The sequence below is a fragment of the Neisseria shayeganii 871 genome, from assembly GCF_000226875.1.
Lineage (GTDB): Bacteria > Pseudomonadota > Gammaproteobacteria > Burkholderiales > Neisseriaceae > Eikenella > Eikenella shayeganii.
In genome coordinates this window covers 2,008,370-2,023,251 of record NZ_JH164926.1, presented here as the reverse complement: position 1 = coordinate 2,023,251, position 14,882 = coordinate 2,008,370, and the positions used below count along the sequence as shown (strand labels likewise).

The 14,882-nt window shown below is 61.4% G+C and carries 14 protein-coding genes; all 14 read right to left on the bottom strand.

The genetic code is table 11. The features are described 5' to 3' along the window. Positions 1-266 precede the first annotated feature (266 nt). Positions 267-2,642, bottom strand: a complete 2,376-nt coding sequence (gene ligA, locus HMPREF9371_RS09385; protein ID WP_009119847.1) for an NAD-dependent DNA ligase LigA — start codon at positions 2,640-2,642, stop codon at positions 267-269. A gap of 155 nt (positions 2,643-2,797) precedes the next feature. Then, positions 2,798-3,724, bottom strand: coding sequence for a hypothetical protein (locus tag HMPREF9371_RS09380; protein WP_040660457.1), 927 nt, complete (start codon positions 3,722-3,724; stop codon positions 2,798-2,800). A gap of 129 nt (positions 3,725-3,853) precedes the next feature. Then, entirely contained in the window at positions 3,854-6,490 is a 2,637-nt protein-coding gene (gene leuS / locus HMPREF9371_RS09375) for a leucine--tRNA ligase (RefSeq protein WP_009119844.1), read from the bottom strand. Positions 6,491-6,574: 84 nt separating this feature from the next. Continuing rightward, positions 6,575-6,994, bottom strand: coding sequence for a lactoylglutathione lyase (gene gloA, locus HMPREF9371_RS09370; protein WP_009119843.1), 420 nt, complete (start codon positions 6,992-6,994; stop codon positions 6,575-6,577). Positions 6,995-7,099: 105 nt separating this feature from the next. After that, positions 7,100-7,771: a M48 family metallopeptidase gene (locus HMPREF9371_RS09365; protein WP_009119842.1), complete on the bottom strand. Its 672-nt coding sequence runs from the start codon at positions 7,769-7,771 to the stop codon at positions 7,100-7,102. Positions 7,772-7,815: 44 nt separating this feature from the next. Beyond that, positions 7,816-7,992, bottom strand: a complete 177-nt coding sequence (locus HMPREF9371_RS12615) for a hypothetical protein (RefSeq protein ID WP_009119841.1) — start codon at positions 7,990-7,992, stop codon at positions 7,816-7,818. Further along, on the bottom strand, positions 7,989-8,723 hold the full coding sequence (locus HMPREF9371_RS09360) for a lysophospholipid acyltransferase family protein (RefSeq protein ID WP_009119840.1): 735 nt from the start codon (positions 8,721-8,723) through the stop codon (positions 7,989-7,991). The genes HMPREF9371_RS12615 and HMPREF9371_RS09360 overlap by 4 nt, the downstream gene beginning before the upstream one ends. Beyond that, on the bottom strand, positions 8,711-9,280 hold the full coding sequence (gmhB, locus tag HMPREF9371_RS09355; RefSeq protein ID WP_009119839.1) for a D-glycero-beta-D-manno-heptose 1,7-bisphosphate 7-phosphatase: 570 nt from the start codon (positions 9,278-9,280) through the stop codon (positions 8,711-8,713). Before gmhB ends, HMPREF9371_RS09360 begins: the two co-directional genes overlap by 13 nt. Then, positions 9,277-10,071 carry a glycosyltransferase family 25 protein gene (locus HMPREF9371_RS13625; RefSeq protein ID WP_009119838.1) on the bottom strand — a complete coding sequence of 265 codons (795 nt, stop codon included), beginning with the start codon at positions 10,069-10,071 and terminating at the stop codon, positions 9,277-9,279. Before HMPREF9371_RS13625 ends, gmhB begins: the two co-directional genes overlap by 4 nt. Before the next feature lie 8 nt (positions 10,072-10,079). Next, the gene (rfbC, locus tag HMPREF9371_RS09345; protein WP_040660455.1) at positions 10,080-10,622 is read right to left on the bottom strand and encodes a dTDP-4-dehydrorhamnose 3,5-epimerase; all 543 of its coding nucleotides are present in this window, start codon (positions 10,620-10,622) and stop codon (positions 10,080-10,082) included. A gap of 38 nt (positions 10,623-10,660) precedes the next feature. Continuing rightward, complete coding sequence (gene rfbA, locus HMPREF9371_RS09340; protein ID WP_009119836.1) at positions 10,661-11,530, bottom strand: glucose-1-phosphate thymidylyltransferase RfbA; 870 nt, start codon at positions 11,528-11,530, stop codon at positions 10,661-10,663. 45 nt (positions 11,531-11,575) lie between these two features. Then, entirely contained in the window at positions 11,576-11,938 is a 363-nt protein-coding gene (locus HMPREF9371_RS09335; protein ID WP_009119835.1) for a hypothetical protein, read from the bottom strand. 58 nt (positions 11,939-11,996) lie between these two features. Next, positions 11,997-13,046, bottom strand: coding sequence for a dTDP-glucose 4,6-dehydratase (gene rfbB, locus HMPREF9371_RS09330; protein WP_009119834.1), 1,050 nt, complete (start codon positions 13,044-13,046; stop codon positions 11,997-11,999). 3 nt (positions 13,047-13,049) lie between these two features. Further along, entirely contained in the window at positions 13,050-14,882 is a 1,833-nt protein-coding gene (locus HMPREF9371_RS12810) for a family 6 glucosyltransferase (RefSeq protein ID WP_009119833.1), read from the bottom strand.

Sequence of the window (14,882 nt, the reverse complement as noted above, 5' to 3'; positions counted from 1 at the left end):
AGGCGCAAAGCCACCTGAAGGCGATGTGTGTGAACCTGTTGAAAGCAGCCAACAGGATACGTGTGCCTGTTGCTGCCTGAACAGGCAGGAAGTGCCTAGAAATTAGGCACTTGAAGGGGATTTCAGGGGTGGTTTGTCTGCTTTTTACGCAAAAACAGCCGGAATATGATGAAGCATGTTCCGGCTGTTTGTTGGCCTGGGGTTTTGCAAAGGTCTCAGCCTTTCTCGTATATTGGGGCAGGCAATCCGCAACGGCGCTTGGCGGTTTATCCGCTGTGGCGCTCTCCGTTTAGCAGCGCCAGCAGGCCGGCTTCGTCCAGAATGCCCACACCCAAAGCTTGGGCTTTGTCGAGCTTGCTGCCGGCGGCTTCGCCGGCCACCACATAATCGGTTTTTTTCGACACGCTGCCGGACACTTTGCCGCCGGCCGCTTCAATCAAGGCGGCGGCTTCATCGCGCTTGAGGCTGGGCAGGGTGCCGGTGAGCACCACGGTTTTGCCGGCCAGCGGCGCAGGCGGGCTGTCGGAAGCGCCGGCTGCGGCAGTGTGGTCTGCGGCCTCGGGCAATAAGGCCAGAAAGCGGGCGATGTCGCGCAGCAGGGCGGCGTGTTCGGTTTGCGTGCGCCATTGCTGCCAGGCTGCCGGCAGCGCTTCGTCTTGCAACAGACCGTCCATGCTACAGCCGGCCAGCACCCATAATTCGGCAGCGCGTTTTTCGCTCAGTTTGATGCCGGGCAGGCGGGCAAGCCATTGCTCCGGGGCGAAATACTGCGCCAGCCGCGGGCTGGGCGGGCCTTCCTGCGGCTGCACGCCGGCAGCCAGCAAATCGTCCAACAGCGCGCTTTGGGCGGGCTGGCGGAAATAATCGGCAATCGAGGCCGCCACCACGCCGCCGATGTCGGGCAGGCACGCCAGCAAGGGCTGCGGCGCCTGCCGCAGCAGTGCCAGACTGCCAAAGGCGGCGGCCAGCTGCTTGGCGGTGCTTTCGCCCACATGGCGGATGCCCAAGGCAAACAGCAGTCGCGCCAACGGCGGGGTGCGGCTGGCGGCGATGCCGTCGAGAATATTCTGCGCCCATTTTTGCGGTTTGGGTTTGCCGCTGTCGTCTTGGCCGCCGTCTTTGATTTGTTGCAAGGTGGCGATGTCGAGGCGGTAGAGGTCGGCAAAGCCGTGCACCAAATCCTGCGCCACCAGCGCTTCAATCTGTTTTTGCCCCAAGCCGTCGATGTCCATCGCCTTACGCGCGGCGAAATGAATCAAGCCTTGCGCCCGCTGCGCCGCGCACAGCATGCCGCCGCTGCAACGCGCCACCGCTTCGTTTTCTTCGCGCACCACCGCGCTGCCGCACACCGGGCAGTTTTCAGGTAGCCTGAAGGGCGGAGATTGCGGCGAGAGGCTGCCTGAAAACAAGTCTGCGCCCGGTATTTCCAGCATCGGCCGCCGCTCGGGCAGGATGCGCACCACTTCGGGAATCACGTCGCCGGCGCGGCGCACCACCACGGTGTCGCCCACGCGCACGTCTTTGCGGCTGACTTCGTCCTGGTTGTGCAGGGTGGCGTTGGTCACGGTGACGCCGCCGACAAACACCGGCTGCAAGCGCGCCACCGGCGTGACCGCACCGGTGCGGCCCACCTGCACATCGATGGCTTCCACCACCGTCAGCGCTTCTTCGGCGGGGAATTTGTGCGCCACCGCCCAACGCGGCGCGCGCGACACGAAACCCAGCTGTTGTTGCTGAGCCAGGCTGTTCACTTTCACCACCACGCCGTCGATTTCATAGGGCAGGCTGGCGCGCTCGGCGGCCAAGCGCTCGTAAAAGGCCAGCACTGCTTCGATGCCTTTGCACACGGCAAAGCGGCCTTCAGGCAGGCTGAAACCCAGCCCGCCCAAATAGGCCAGCTCGTCGATGTGGGTCTCGGCTACTTTGCCGCCTTGTTGGCGGGCGATGCCGTAGGCGAAAAAATGCAGTTTGCGTTGGGCGGTGATTTTGGAATCGAGTTGGCGCAGGCTGCCGGCGGCGGCATTGCGCGGGTTGGCAAACGGTTTCTGCCCCGCCGCCTCCTGGCGTCGGTTGAGCGCGGCGAAATCGGCTTTCAGCATCAGCACTTCGCCGCGCACTTCAATCAACTCGGGCAGATGGCCGCCTTGCAGTTGCAGCGGCACATTGCGCACGGTTTTCAGATTGTCGGTCACGTCTTCGCCGCTGGCGCCGTCGCCGCGGGTGGCGGCCTGCACCAACACGCCGTGCTGATACAGCAGGCTCACCGCCAAGCCGTCGAATTTGGGCTCGCTGCAATACACCACCTGCGCCAGCCCCAAGTCTTTGCCCACCCGTTCATCGAACGCGCGCATTTCGGCATGATCAAAGGCCCCGCTGTCGTCTTGCGGCGAAAAGGCATTGTTGAGCGACAGCATCGGCACCGCATGCACCACGGTGTCGAAACCGGCCAGCATGGCGCCACCCACCCGCCGGGTAGGGCTTTCAGGTAGCCTCAGCTCGGGGTGTGCCGCCTCCAGCGCCTCCAGCTCGCGGTAGAGGCGGTCGTATTCGGCATCGGGCACGCTGGGCGCGTCGAGGGTGTAATACTCGTGGGCGTAGCGGTTGAGGGTGTCGGTGAGGGTGCGGATGCGCTGGGCGGTCATGGCGGGACAAGGTATTGGAAACGGCGGGCATCATATCATGCCGGCGGCAACAGAAGGCGGCGATAAACAACAGGCTACCTGAAAAGCGTGCTGCTGCTTTCGGCCGGCCTGCTGTCGGGCATGCGGACGGATGCGGCCGTTGTGCGGGAGCCGGGTTAAGGTTTGGCTTGGGCGGCGGTGGCGCCGATCACGCCTTCCCATTTCTCGCCGCCTTCGTTGGAGGCTTTGCCGGTCAATACTTCGCCTTGGGTGCCGTAGAAACCGCCGTCAAAATGGCCGTCAGGTTTCAAACGCGCGTCTCGGCCGCCGGTGTTGTCCAGCCATAAGGTGCCGCTGACCTTGCCGTTGTCGCTCACCGGAACGGACAGATTGCTGCTGCCTCTGCGGACGGTGTTGCCGAATCCGCCGAGATACCAGGTACGCACGCCGTTATCGCCGCTGCCGTCGATTTTCATGGCCAGGGTTTTGTCGCTGCCGCGGTAGGTGGCCAGCACGTCGGCGGTTTGCGGTTGGTTGTCGTGGTAGTGGTAATACATGGTGCCGCGGTACTGCACTTGGTCCATACCTTCGGGACGTTTCAGGCGGCTGTCGTCGGCCTGCTGTACATAAAGCGAGACCAGTTCGCTGCCGGTAACTTCGTCGGGGTAATAAGGGGAGCGGATGATTTTGTTGATGCGGGCATGGCCGTAATAGCCGATCAGGCTGCCGTCATGGCCGCGCAGGGTCTGCATTTCCGGCTTGCCGAGGAAATTATTGCCGGTTTCGGGGTTGAAAATCTGCAATTCGATGTTTTTGCCGTCTGCCTGCAGGTTCAGCTTGACCAAGCCGGATGTGTCGAAGCCTTTGGGCGTGTTAACGCCCAAACGGTTGAAGACGGCCCGATCCAATTCTTGGGGTGTTGGCGGCGGCGGGGGTTCGGGTTTGGCTTCGGCTTGGGGCTGGGCTTCGGCTTGAGCGTCTTGTTGCGGTGCCGCTTGGGGGGTGGGCAGCTGGCCGACCGAAGGGCCGCTGCCGCCGCTGCTGCCGCAGGCAGACAATAAAGCGGCCAGAAGAGAGGTGAAGAGCAGGGGTTTGGTGTTCATTTGTGATTCATTTCTTATGGATAATGGGGTGGAGTAAGCAGGTTTCTGTCAGCCGGAGGGGCTACCTGAAACCGTTACCGTAAAAACAAACTGCCTGACGTCGGTCAGGCAGTCTGCGGTGGGGCGGCTTTATACCACAATGTTCACCAAGCGCTTGGGTACCACGATAATTTTTTTCGCAACTTTACCCTCGGTAAATTTCTGCGCACCGGCGCTGGCGAGCGCGGCGGCTTCGATGACGGCTTGATCGGCATCGGCGGCCACGGTGATTTTGTCGCGCAGTTTGCCGTTTACCTGCACCATCATTTCGATTTCGGTTTGCACCAGCGCGGCGGGGTCGGCTTTCGGCCAGCCCTGTTCCCACACTTTGCCTTCAGGGCGCAGTACCGCCCACAGGGTTTCGCAGATGTGCGGCACAATCGGCCAAAGCAACACCATCACGCTTTCCAATACTTCCTGCGCCACGGCGCGGCCGTTTTCATCGGCGGTGTCGGTTTTGTCGTATTGGTTGAGCAGCTCCATCACGGCGGCGATGGCGGTGTTGAATTGCTGGCGGCGGTCGTAGTCGTCGGTGACTTTGGCGATGGTGCTGTGCAGCTTGAAGCGCAGGTCTTTCAGGGCGGTGGAGAGGCCGTCTTGGCTACCTGAAAAGGCGGCAACCGGGGCGCCCTGTTTTTGGAATTCGTACACCGTGCGCCACAGGCGGCGCAGGAAGCGGTGGGCGCCTTCCACGCCGGCGTCGCTCCATTCCAGCGACTGCTCGGGCGGCGAGGCGAACATCATAAACAGGCGCGCGGTGTCGGCGCCGTAGGCGTCGATCAAAGCTTGAGGATCCACGCCGTTTTTCCTCGACTTCGACATTTTCTCGATGCCGCCGATGGTGACGGGCTGGCCGTCGGCCTTCAGTATGGCGGAAGTAGGGCGGCCTTTTTCGTCAAGAGAAAGTTCGATATCGGACGGATTGAACCAATCTCTACGGCCATTGGCCTGTTCGCGGTAGAAGGTGCCGCACACTACCATGCCCTGGGTGAGCAGCTGTTTGAACGGTTCTTTCACCGGTACGATGCCTTCTTCATGCATCAGCTTGGTGAAGAAGCGGGCGTACAAGAGGTGCAAAATGGCGTGTTCGATGCCGCCGATGTATTGGTCGGCCGCCTGCCAGTATTGCGCTGCCGCCGGCTCGACCATGCCGCCCTCAAACTGCGGCGACATATAGCGGAACTGGTACCAGCTGGATTCCATAAAGGTGTCCATGGTGTCGGTTTCGCGGCGGGCGGGGCCGCCGCAGTGCGGGCAGGTGGTTTCGTAAAACTCGGGCATTTTCGCCAGCGGCGAGCCGCTGCCGTCGGGCACCACGTCTTCGGGCAGCACCACCGGCAGCTGTTCGGCCGGTACCGGTACGTCGCCGCAGCTGTCGCAATGGACAATCGGAATCGGACAGCCCCAGTAGCGCTGGCGGGAAATGCCCCAGTCGCGCAAACGGTATTGGGTTTTCAGTGCGCCGGCGTTCAGGCTTTGCAGTTTGGCGCCGATGGCGTTGAAGGCGGCTTGAAAATCCAGGCCGTCAAATTCGCCGCTGTTGATCAGGCGGGTGTGTTCTTTGTCGCCGTACCATGTCTGCCACTCGCTTGGGTTGTAGGCGGGCTGAGGAAGGGTGGATTCGATGACCTGTTTTACCGGCAGGCCGTATTTGTTGGCAAATTCAAAGTCGCGCTCGTCGTGGCCGGGCACCGCCATCACCGCGCCGTCGCCGTAGCCCCACAGCACATAGTTGGCAATCCACACTTCCAAGCGTTCGCCGTTGAGCGGATTGAGCACATAACGGCCGGTGGGCATGCCTTTTTTCTCCATGGTGGCCATGTCGGCCTCGGCCACGCTGCCGGATTTGCATTCGGCAATAAAGGCTTGCAGTTCGGGCTGCCCGGCCGCGGCGGCGGCGGCCAGCGGATGCTCGGCGGCCACCGCCACATAGGTGGCGCCCAACAGGGTGTCGGGGCGGGTGGTATAGACTTGCAGATAATCGGCATACTCGCCGCTCAAGCCCTGTTTGCTGTCTTCGGCTACCTGAAAGCGCACCTGCATACCGCGCGATTTGCCGATCCAGTTGCGCTGCATGGTTTTCACCTGTTCCGGCCAGTCGAGTTCGTCCAAATCGGCCAGCAGCTGCTCGGCGTAATCGGTGATGCGGAAGTAATACATCGGGATTTCGCGCTTTTCGATCAGCGCGCCCGAACGCCAGCCGCGTCCGTCGATCACCTGCTCGTTGGCGAGCACGGTTTGATCGACCGGGTCCCAGTTGACGGTGCCGTTTTTGCGGTAGATCACGCCTTTTTCAAACAGCTTGGTAAAAAACAGCTGCTCCCAGCGGTAATACTCGGGGGTGCAGGTGGCGAATTCGCGCGCCCAATCGATGGCAAAGCCCAGGCTTTTGAGCTGGCCGCGCATATAGTCGATGTTTTCATAGGTCCATTTGGCGGGGGCGACGCCGTTCTCCATGGCGGCGTTTTCGGCCGGCATGCCGAAGGCGTCCCAACCCATGGGCTGCATCACGTTGAAGCCGTTGAGGCGTTTGAAACGGCTGCGCACGTCGCCGATGGTGTAGTTGCGCACGTGGCCCATGTGCAGCTTGCCGCTGGGGTAGGGGAACATGGAGAGGCAGTAAAACTTGGGACGGGAGGAGTCTTCGACGGCGTTAAAGACGTGATGGTCGGCCCATTTTTTCTGGGCGGCGGGCTCGATCAGCGAGGGTTGGTAGTGTTCTTGCATGGCGGCGGGCCTGATATGAATATGATGGAAACGAAAGAGACGATTATAAGCCAGCAGCAGTAAATCAGGCTACCTGAAAGGGTTTCAGGTAGCCTTCGGCGTGGGGGGGCAGTCTTGCCGTCCGTGTTTTTGGATGAATTCGATTTTGTAGCCGTCGGGGTCTTCCACAAAGGCGATCACGGTGCTGCCGTGCTTCATCGGGCCGGCTTCGCGGGTAACTTTGCCGCCTTTGGCGCGTACGGCTTCGCAGGCGGCGTAGGCGTCTTCCACTTCGATGGCGATGTGGCCGTAGCCGTTGCCCAGATCGTAGGCGGGGGTGTCCCAGTTGTGGGTGAGTTCGATCACGGCGGTGTCGGCTTCGTCGCCGTAGCCGACGAAGGCGAGGGTGAAGCGGCCGTCGGGGTAGTCTTTTTGGCGCAGCAGGCGCATGCCGAGCACGTCTTGGTAAAAGGCCAGCGATTTCTGCAAATCGCCGACGCGCAACATGGTGTGGAGCAGTCTCATGGCGGGTTCCTTTCGGTGTGGTTTTTGAGCGGTGAATATCAGGGCGGCGGTGTGGTCCGGGCGGGGGAGGTCGGCTGATTGTCAGGCAAGCCCGGTCCAAAACAACTAGTCCAAAACAAACAGTTCGCGGCCGTGCTGTTTCAGCCAGGCTTTGGCCGCATCGGTGTGCGGGGTGTGGCGGCGGACCAGCTGCCAGAAGGCCGGGCTGTGGTTGGGGTGGGGCAGGTGGCACAGTTCGTGCACGCACACATAGTCGGCCACATATTCGGGTGCGCCCACCAGCCGCCAGTTGAGGCGGATGCCGGTGCGCTGACGGCAGACGCCCCAGAAGGTTTGGGCCGAGGTGAGGGCGGAGGCGGCGGGCTGCAGCTGCAGGCGTTCGGCGTGTGCCTGCAGGCGCGGCAGCAGGTAATCGGCGGCCCGGCTGTGGAGATGCCGGCGCAGCAGGTTTTTTTGTTGCGGCCACGGGCTTTCAGGTAGCCTGATGCAGTCTGCTTCCAGGCGGATGCCGCTGCCGGCTTGCGGCGACAGCAGCCGTGCTTCGCCGTACAGCCAGATGTGCTTTGGTGCGGCATCGGCGGCGGGCGCTTGGTCGAGCAAACGGCGCAAGGCGGCTTCGTTGGCGGCCAGCCAGCGGCGCAATTCGGTTTCGCCCAACCAGGGCGGCACGCTCAGGCGCAGGTTGTCTGCACCCTGCGGGCGCAGGATGATGTTTTTCTTGGCGCTGCGGCGCAGTTCAAGGCGGATGCGGCGGCCGTCGGAAAGCTGATGGTGCATGGGCGGGAACAGTATTGCGGGCTACCTGAAAGACCTCAGGCTGTTTAGCCGATCCAGCCTAAGTAATACAACAGGCTGGCGGTAATCGCGGCGGTGCCGGCAATCAGCAGCGGCAGACGCCAGCGCGGGGCCTGTTCGGCCAGCCAGGGGCCTTTGTACCACCATAAAAACACGATCGCAGCCGCGGCAATCGCGGCCGCGCCGATTTGGTCGCCGTTCATGCCGTCTCCTTGCGGTAACAGGGGCCCAGCCCGGTGATGGCCGGCATACGGCTCTCGATGGCGGCTTCGCAGGCGCGGGTCAGCGCGTCGATGTCGCCGCTGTCGTGTGCGATCGGCGGGCAAACGATGACGCGGATTTCGCCGGGGTATTTTAAAAACGAGTTTTTCGGCCAGTATTCGCCGCTGTTGAGCGCCACCGGCACCAAATCCATTTCCAAGAGTTTGGCCATGCGGGCGGCGCCGTTTTTATAGCGGCCTTTTTTGCCCGGGGCAATGCGGGTGCCTTCCGGGAAAATGGTGATCCAGAAGCCTTGGGCTTTGCGCCGGCTGCCCTGCTCGATGATTTGAGCGCTGGCTTTGGCGGGGTTTTTGCGGTCGATGCCGATGGTGCCGGCCAGTTTCAGCCCCCAACCGAAGAAAGGAATCAGGAACAGCTCGCGCTTGGCCACGAATACTTGGGCGGGGAAGATTTTTTGGGTGGCCAAGGTTTCCCAGCCGGACTGGTGTTTGCAGCAGATGACGGCGGGGCCGGCCGGAATGTTTTCCGCGCCTTCTACGGTATATTTGAGGCCGACCACATGCTCCAGCAGCCACATCAGGGTGAGCGCCCAGCGGGTGGCCATGGTGTGGATGCCGCGCGGGAAGGGAGCGGCCAGCACCAAGACGACAAACAGCGGTGGAGTGATCAGCGCCACCAAGAGCCAATAGGCGAGGTTTCTTATCCAGAGCATAGGGCGTCCTGTTGGGGAGCAGGTTGGGTGTTGAGGTGTTTGGCGAAGGCGAGCAGGTCGTCGAACACTTGCGTGTTTTCCGGTAGGCCGCCGGCGGCCAGGGTTTTTTTGCCCTTGCCGGTGAGCACCAGCACGGGCTGGCCGCCCACCGCGGCGATGGCCTGTAAATCGCGCAGGCTGTCGCCCACCATATACACGCCTTCGGCCGACATATTGAAGCGGTCGAGAATGTCTTCCACCATGCCGGGCTTGGGTTTGCGGCAGTGGCAGCGGGCGGAATCGGTGTGCGGGCAGAACCAGATGCCGTCGATGCCGCCGCCGGCTTCGCGGGCGAGACGGTGCAGTTTTTCGTGCATTTCGTTCAAATCCTGCATGGTGAAGTAGTGGCGGCCGATGCCGGATTGGTTGGTGGCCACCACCACGGTGTAGTCGGCCTGCTTGAGAAAGGCCACCGCATCCATGCTGCCTTCGATGGGCACCCATTCGTCGGCCGACTTCACGAAGTCGTCGCGGTCGTGGTTGAGCACGCCGTCGCGGTCGAGAATAATCAGTTTCATGCTTTCATTCCGAGGTAATTCATGGCGAAGTGTTTCAGGTAGCCTTTGACGCTGCGGATGATGACGCTGCTGGCCTTGGAGCGGAGAAAGTCTGCTTTTTCGATGCGGATGGTGCTGTCGAGCTTTTCCAGCGCTTCCAGCACGAAAGCCGGCCGGCTGTGCAGAATACGCAGGCGGTGGTGTTGCTCGAAATACAGCCAGTCGTCGGCGGCGGCGCACGGCGTTTGGGTGGCTGCCCGCAGTTTTTCCGCGCCGGCACGGCTGACAATATAGGCCACGGTACCGCAGCCGTATTGTTCCCACGGGGTGCCGAAGCGCACGGTTTCGCCGTCGGTAGCCATGGCGGCGCGGTATTTGATGGGCAGGCGGCGGTAGTAATAAGGCAGCTGCTGAGGCAGGGTTTTCACATAGCCCACAATCAGCACGTCAAATGGGTATTGGTCGGATAAGGCATTCAGGTAGCCTTCGTCCAACAGCGGCAGCGGGTTGCGGATAAATTCGGCATCGTCTTCCAAGATCAGGGCGTAGGGTTGGCTTTGTGCGCAAACAGCTTCGTAAACCCGATGGTGGCTTAAGGCGCAACCCAGCTCGCCGCGGGTGAGCCAGCGCTGTTTTTTCGGCTTTTTGTGCAACATTCGGGTAGAGAGCCGTTCGATATCCTTTTGCCCGGCCTGCCGCATATCGACGGCATCGATAAAAACCGCTGCCAAGCCGAAACGGCGGCATTGCCCGCGCATGTGTTCGCGGCGTTCGGTTTCGCCGGCGAGGGAGACGATGTAGACAGGAATCATGAGCAGGCTCAATCAAAACAGACGGCTTGGGCAAAAGGGGTGCCGGCACGGTCTTTGGCCGACAAAAGCGGCCGTCCGGCCAGCGGCCAGTCAATGCCGAGGGTGGGGTCGTTCCAAAGCAGGGTGTGCTCGGCGTGCGGATTGTAATAGTCCGTGCATTGATAGACAAATTCCGCGCCCTCGCCCAATACGCAGAAGCCGTGGGCGAATCCGGGCGGAATCCATTGCTGTAGGCGGTTTTCGGCCGATAAAACGGTGCCGCACCAGCGGCCGAAGTCGGGCGAGCTTTTACGCAAATCCACCGCCACGTCAAACACTGCGCCTCGAATCACGCGCACCAGTTTGCCCTGCGGGTTGGCCGATTGGTAGTGCAGGCCGCGCAGCACGCCGGCGGCGGATCGGGAGTGGTTTTCCTGCACGAAGGTGCAGTCGCACACATGGGTGCGAAACCAGTCGGCGCGGAAGGTTTCGGCAAACCAGCCGCGTTCGTCGCCCAAGATTTGCGGCTGGAGGATTTTGATGTCGGGCAGGGAAGCAGGGAGAAGGCGCATCAGGCTACCTGAAAGCAAAGGTTAGATGGAGTGGGGCGTCAGCCGCCGCCGACCAAACGCAGCAGATGGCGGGCGTAGGCATTTTGTCCCATGCCGGCGGCCAGTGTGCGTATTTGTGCCGTGTCCAACCAGCCGTTGCGCCAGGCGATTTCTTCCAAACAGGCTACCTGAAGGTTTTGCACGTTTTCGATGGCTTTCACGAAAGAGGCGGCTTCGTGCAGGCTCTCGTGGGTGCCGGTGTCCAGCCAGGCAAAGCCGCGGCCGAGGCGTTCTACCTGCAGCGAGCCGTCGGCCAGATACAGGCGGTTGAGGTCGGTGATTTCCAGTTCGCCGCGTGCGGAGGGGCGCAGCTGTTTGGCGAATTCGGGTGCGCGGCAGTCGTAGAAATAGAGGCCGGTTACCGCCCAGTTGGACGGCGGACGGGCCGGTTTTTCTTCGATGGAAACAGGCTGGTTCTGCTCGTTGAAAGCCAGCACGCCGAATCGTTCGGGGTCTTTCACCTGATAGGCGAACACGGTGGCGCCGTGTGTTCTGGCCGCTGCCCGGCGCAGGGTTTGGGTAAACGATTGGCCGTAAAAAATATTGTCGCCCAAGATCAGGCAGGCAGGGCCGCCGTCGAGAAAGTGTTCGCCGATGATCAGCGCTTGCGCCAAGCCTTCCGGCCGCGCCTGTACGGCATATTCGAGGCGGATACCGAAACCGCTGCCGTCGCCGAGCAGGCGGCGGAAGGCGGCTTGGTCTTCGGCGGTGGTGATGAGCAGCACTTCGCGGATGCCGGCCAGCATCAACACCGACAGCGGGTAGTACACCATCGGTTTGTCGTACACCGGCAGCAGTTGTTTGGAAACGCCGCGGGTGGTGGGGTGCAGCCGTGTGCCGGCGCCGCCGGCGAGCAGAATGCCTTTCATAAATACCTTGGGCAGTGGGCTACCTGAAAGCAGGATGCAGCCGTTCTACATCAGCGGACGGCCGTCGATTTTGCCGAAGAAGTGGCGGATGTCGAAATAGACGGCGCGGGTTTGGCCGTTGGCGCAACGCAGGCGGATTTGGTCGTAAATGCCACCGTTGTGCTGGAGCAGGGCTTGTCCGGTTTTGCGGCAGCCGGGCAGGTTGGTCTGAATCCAGCGGTTTTCGGCGGCGATGCCGCGGCGGGTGTCGTCTTCGCGGATGACCACCGCCCGCTCGATGCTGCTGCCGTCGGCCTGCTGTGTTTGCGGTTTCGGTGCCGGGCCGGTTTTATTAGAAGATGTCGCACAGGCGGCGGCGCCGAGTGTGAGGCCGAGTACTAAAACGGTGTGTAAAAAGCGGGCAGACATGGCAGGACTCCTGGAGGTTGAGACAGGGAAAATGTGTGGGCAGGGGTGCTTCTTGGCGCTAAGTGTCTGATACGGCGGCTTGGTGCCACAGCGGCCGCCACCAAGACGGGTTGGCCAAATACCAGCCGACGGTTTGGCGCAGGCCGTCGGCCAAGCCGTATTGCGGCTGCCAGCCCAATTCGCTGCGGATTTTGCTGCTGTCTAAGGCATAACGGCGGTCGTGGCCGGGGCGGTCGGCAACGAAGGCAATCAGGTCGGCATAGCGGGATACGCCTGCAGGTTTCTGTGGCGCCAGCTCTTCCAGCAGAGCGCAAACGGTGTGTACCACTTCGAGATTTTCCGCTTCGCAGCCGCTGCCGATGTGGTAGCTATGACCGATGCGGCCTTGGTTTAGCACCTGCAGCAAGGCGCGGACGTGGTCTTCCACAAACAGCCAGTCGCGGCACTGGCGGCCGTCGCCGTAGAGGGGCAGCGGCAGGCCGTGCAGGGCATTCAGGATGATACGCGGAATCAGTTTTTCCGGAAACTGGCGCGGGCCGTAGTTGTTGCTGCTGTGGCTGAGCACAACGGGCAGACCGTAGGTACGGTGCCAGGCGCGTACCAGATGGTCGCTGCCGGCTTTGGCGGCCGCATACGGGCTGCTGGGGGCATAGGGGTCGCTTTCGGCGGATGGCTGGCTGCGGCCTTCGGCATCGCCATACACCTCGTCGGTGGAAATGTGGTGGAAGCGGAAAGTAGTTTGCTGGCTTTCAGGTAGCCCCTGCCAATAGGCGCGAGCGGCTTCCAGCAGGGTGTAGGTGCCGACCAAATTGGTGTCGATAAAAGCGGCGGGGCCGTGAATCGAGCGGTCAACATGACTTTCGGCGGCCAGGTGCATCACGGCATCGGGCCGGTGGGCGGCAAAAATGCGGCCGAGGGCGGCAGCATCGCAGATGTCTGCCTGCTCGAAAGCGTAACGCGGATGGTCGGCAACCTCGGCCAAAGAGGCGGGATTGCCGGCGTAGGTGAGTTTGTCCACATTTACCACGCGGTGTTCGGTGTGGCGGATGAGGTGGTGGACGAGGGCGGAGCCGATAAAGCCGGCGCCGCCGGTAACGAGGATGTGCATGGCTCAGTGTCCGTTGGCGTTTGCGGGCGGCAGGCCGGCTTCGGTGCGCAGGTGGTGGTAGAACGAGCCGGGCGGGCAGTGTTTCAGGTAGCTCAGTTTGTGTACGCCGCAGCGGCGGGTGATGTCGGCAAATCGGCCGGCATCGAAGGGCTGCTGTATTTGGCGGTAGAGGAGGTGGGGCAGGGTGTCGTCCGCCAGCGGGCATTGGCGGTCGGCAAAATACAGGCGCATCAGTTCGTGGAACATGATCTGGAAAAAGAAGTAGTGCGGGATGCGGTTTTGGGTTTTCCAAAAGTTCAGCAGCAGATCCAGACAGGTGTGGATGACGGTGTTGCCGGGGTGAGCCATGATGAAGCTGTTGAGGACGCTCACTTTATGGTTAGGTTGCCAGCCGAAGTAGTCGGCATTCAGTTTTTCCCACGCGGCTTGGTCTGCGGCGGCGGGATCGCGTTGGAACATAAAAAAGCCAGCATCTTTCAGGTAGCCTTCCGGCAGCGGGGCGGTCAGCAGGATGGTGGCGTCCAGCCAAGCGCCGCCGTAGAGGTCGAGCAGGGCAAGGCGGAGCAGATCGGCAAAGAAGGCGTGTTTGAATTCGGGGTTGTGCCGCTTTTCCCAAACGAAGTCGGGAAAATCGACATAGTCTCTGACGTTGCCGTCGTCCAAGCGGATGATGTCGTAATCGCCTTTGTGCTGTTCGACGGAGTGGAAACACAGGCGCACGATGTCGGGCAAATCGGCTGCATCCGCGCCTTGCCCCCAATATTGCCAGATGATTTTGCGCCCGCGCAGGTCTTGTTTCGGCTGCAGGGAAAAAGATTCGAGGATGCCGTAGAAGTAGGCTTTTAAAAAACGCTCCCAGCAGGCGGCCACATGCCGCTGTTGGGCCAACTGGGCTTTTTTGTTCAGGCGGTTGCGCACCGGCTTGGGTACCAAGCCTTTGTATAAGATTTTCCACGGCCGCCGGTTGCAGGCGTCCACCCGGCGTTTCCATTTGGCGTCGGTGGCGAAAACGGTGTGCGGTTGGCGGGCGGTGGCGGCCACATCGGCGGGTACGCGGTATTCGGCCTCCCACTCTTCGCGGCTGATTTTCTGCTCGCTCTCGCCGCGCAGATAGGCATGGCCGCCGAAGCGGTAATGGGTTTTGTCGGAAAACATGACTTTGGCGTTCTGCTTCCACGGTTCGGTTTCGCCGCGGGTGAAATAGCGCGGCAGGATTTTGACATCGTTGCGGTCGAGCAGGTAGCGGTTGAGCTGGCTTTCGTCGTGCCACAGGGCGATGACGTTTTTGTCCAAGTCTTGTTGGATATGCCGGTTCAGGGTTTCGCACATGGCCAAATAGGCAGCAGCGCGGCCACCGTTGAGCGCTCCGGTAAAATAATACCGGCCTTGGCCGCGGGGGATGCAGGCGGTGGATTTCGGGTTGCGCTCGTAAGGAAATTCGTCGGCGCTCAGATGGGTAATGTGCGGTTGGCGTGCGGCCACCAAGTTTTCGTGCGCCTGCAGCGGCAACAGGTCTTCCCGGCTGACCGGACTGAGCAATTCGGTGTTGCCGTTGAAAAAATAGATGAAGTCGTAAGCCGCCAGCTGTGCTTTGATGCCGAGAAACATTTCAAAACGCATCAGGGTATCGTAAGGCCAGCCGAGTTTGTTTTGGTGGATGCGCGTTACCTTGCCTTCAGCCTCTCCGGCCAGCGGTTCGGGGCTGTCGGTAAACAGGAAATAGTGTTTGCGGCAGTCGGTCAGCAGGAAGCGTTCGGCACTCTGATAGAACGGCTCCCAAAACACCGTGTAGCGGCCGGTGGCGATGTAGAGTACGGCAATTGTAGGTGTGTGCAT

Coding starts and splice junctions, on each gene's coding strand:
- HMPREF9371_RS09360 (WP_009119840.1), bottom strand. CDS start 8,723: ATGCTCTGGATAAGAAACCTCGCCTATTGGCTCTTGGTGGCGCTGATC.
- ligA (WP_009119847.1), bottom strand. CDS start 2,642: ATGACCGCCCAGCGCATCCGCACCCTCACCGACACCCTCAACCGCTAC.
- HMPREF9371_RS09380 (WP_040660457.1), bottom strand. CDS start 3,724: ATGAACACCAAACCCCTGCTCTTCACCTCTCTTCTGGCCGCTTTATTG.
- HMPREF9371_RS12810 (WP_009119833.1), bottom strand. CDS start 14,882: ATGCACACACCTACAATTGCCGTACTCTACATCGCCACCGGCCGCTAC.
- HMPREF9371_RS12615 (WP_009119841.1), bottom strand. CDS start 7,992: ATGAACGGCGACCAAATCGGCGCGGCCGCGATTGCCGCGGCTGCGATC.
- gloA (WP_009119843.1), bottom strand. CDS start 6,994: ATGAGACTGCTCCACACCATGTTGCGCGTCGGCGATTTGCAGAAATCG.
- gmhB (WP_009119839.1), bottom strand. CDS start 9,280: ATGAAACTGATTATTCTCGACCGCGACGGCGTGCTCAACCACGACCGC.
- leuS (WP_009119844.1), bottom strand. CDS start 6,490: ATGCAAGAACACTACCAACCCTCGCTGATCGAGCCCGCCGCCCAGAAA.
- rfbB (WP_009119834.1), bottom strand. CDS start 13,046: ATGCACATCCTCGTTACCGGCGGCGCCGGCTTTATCGGCTCCGCCCTC.
- HMPREF9371_RS13625 (WP_009119838.1), bottom strand. CDS start 10,071: ATGATTCCTGTCTACATCGTCTCCCTCGCCGGCGAAACCGAACGCCGC.
- rfbA (WP_009119836.1), bottom strand. CDS start 11,530: ATGAAAGGCATTCTGCTCGCCGGCGGCGCCGGCACACGGCTGCACCCC.
- rfbC (WP_040660455.1), bottom strand. CDS start 10,622: ATGCGCCTTCTCCCTGCTTCCCTGCCCGACATCAAAATCCTCCAGCCG.
- HMPREF9371_RS09365 (WP_009119842.1), bottom strand. CDS start 7,771: ATGCACCATCAGCTTTCCGACGGCCGCCGCATCCGCCTTGAACTGCGC.
- HMPREF9371_RS09335 (WP_009119835.1), bottom strand. CDS start 11,938: ATGTCTGCCCGCTTTTTACACACCGTTTTAGTACTCGGCCTCACACTC.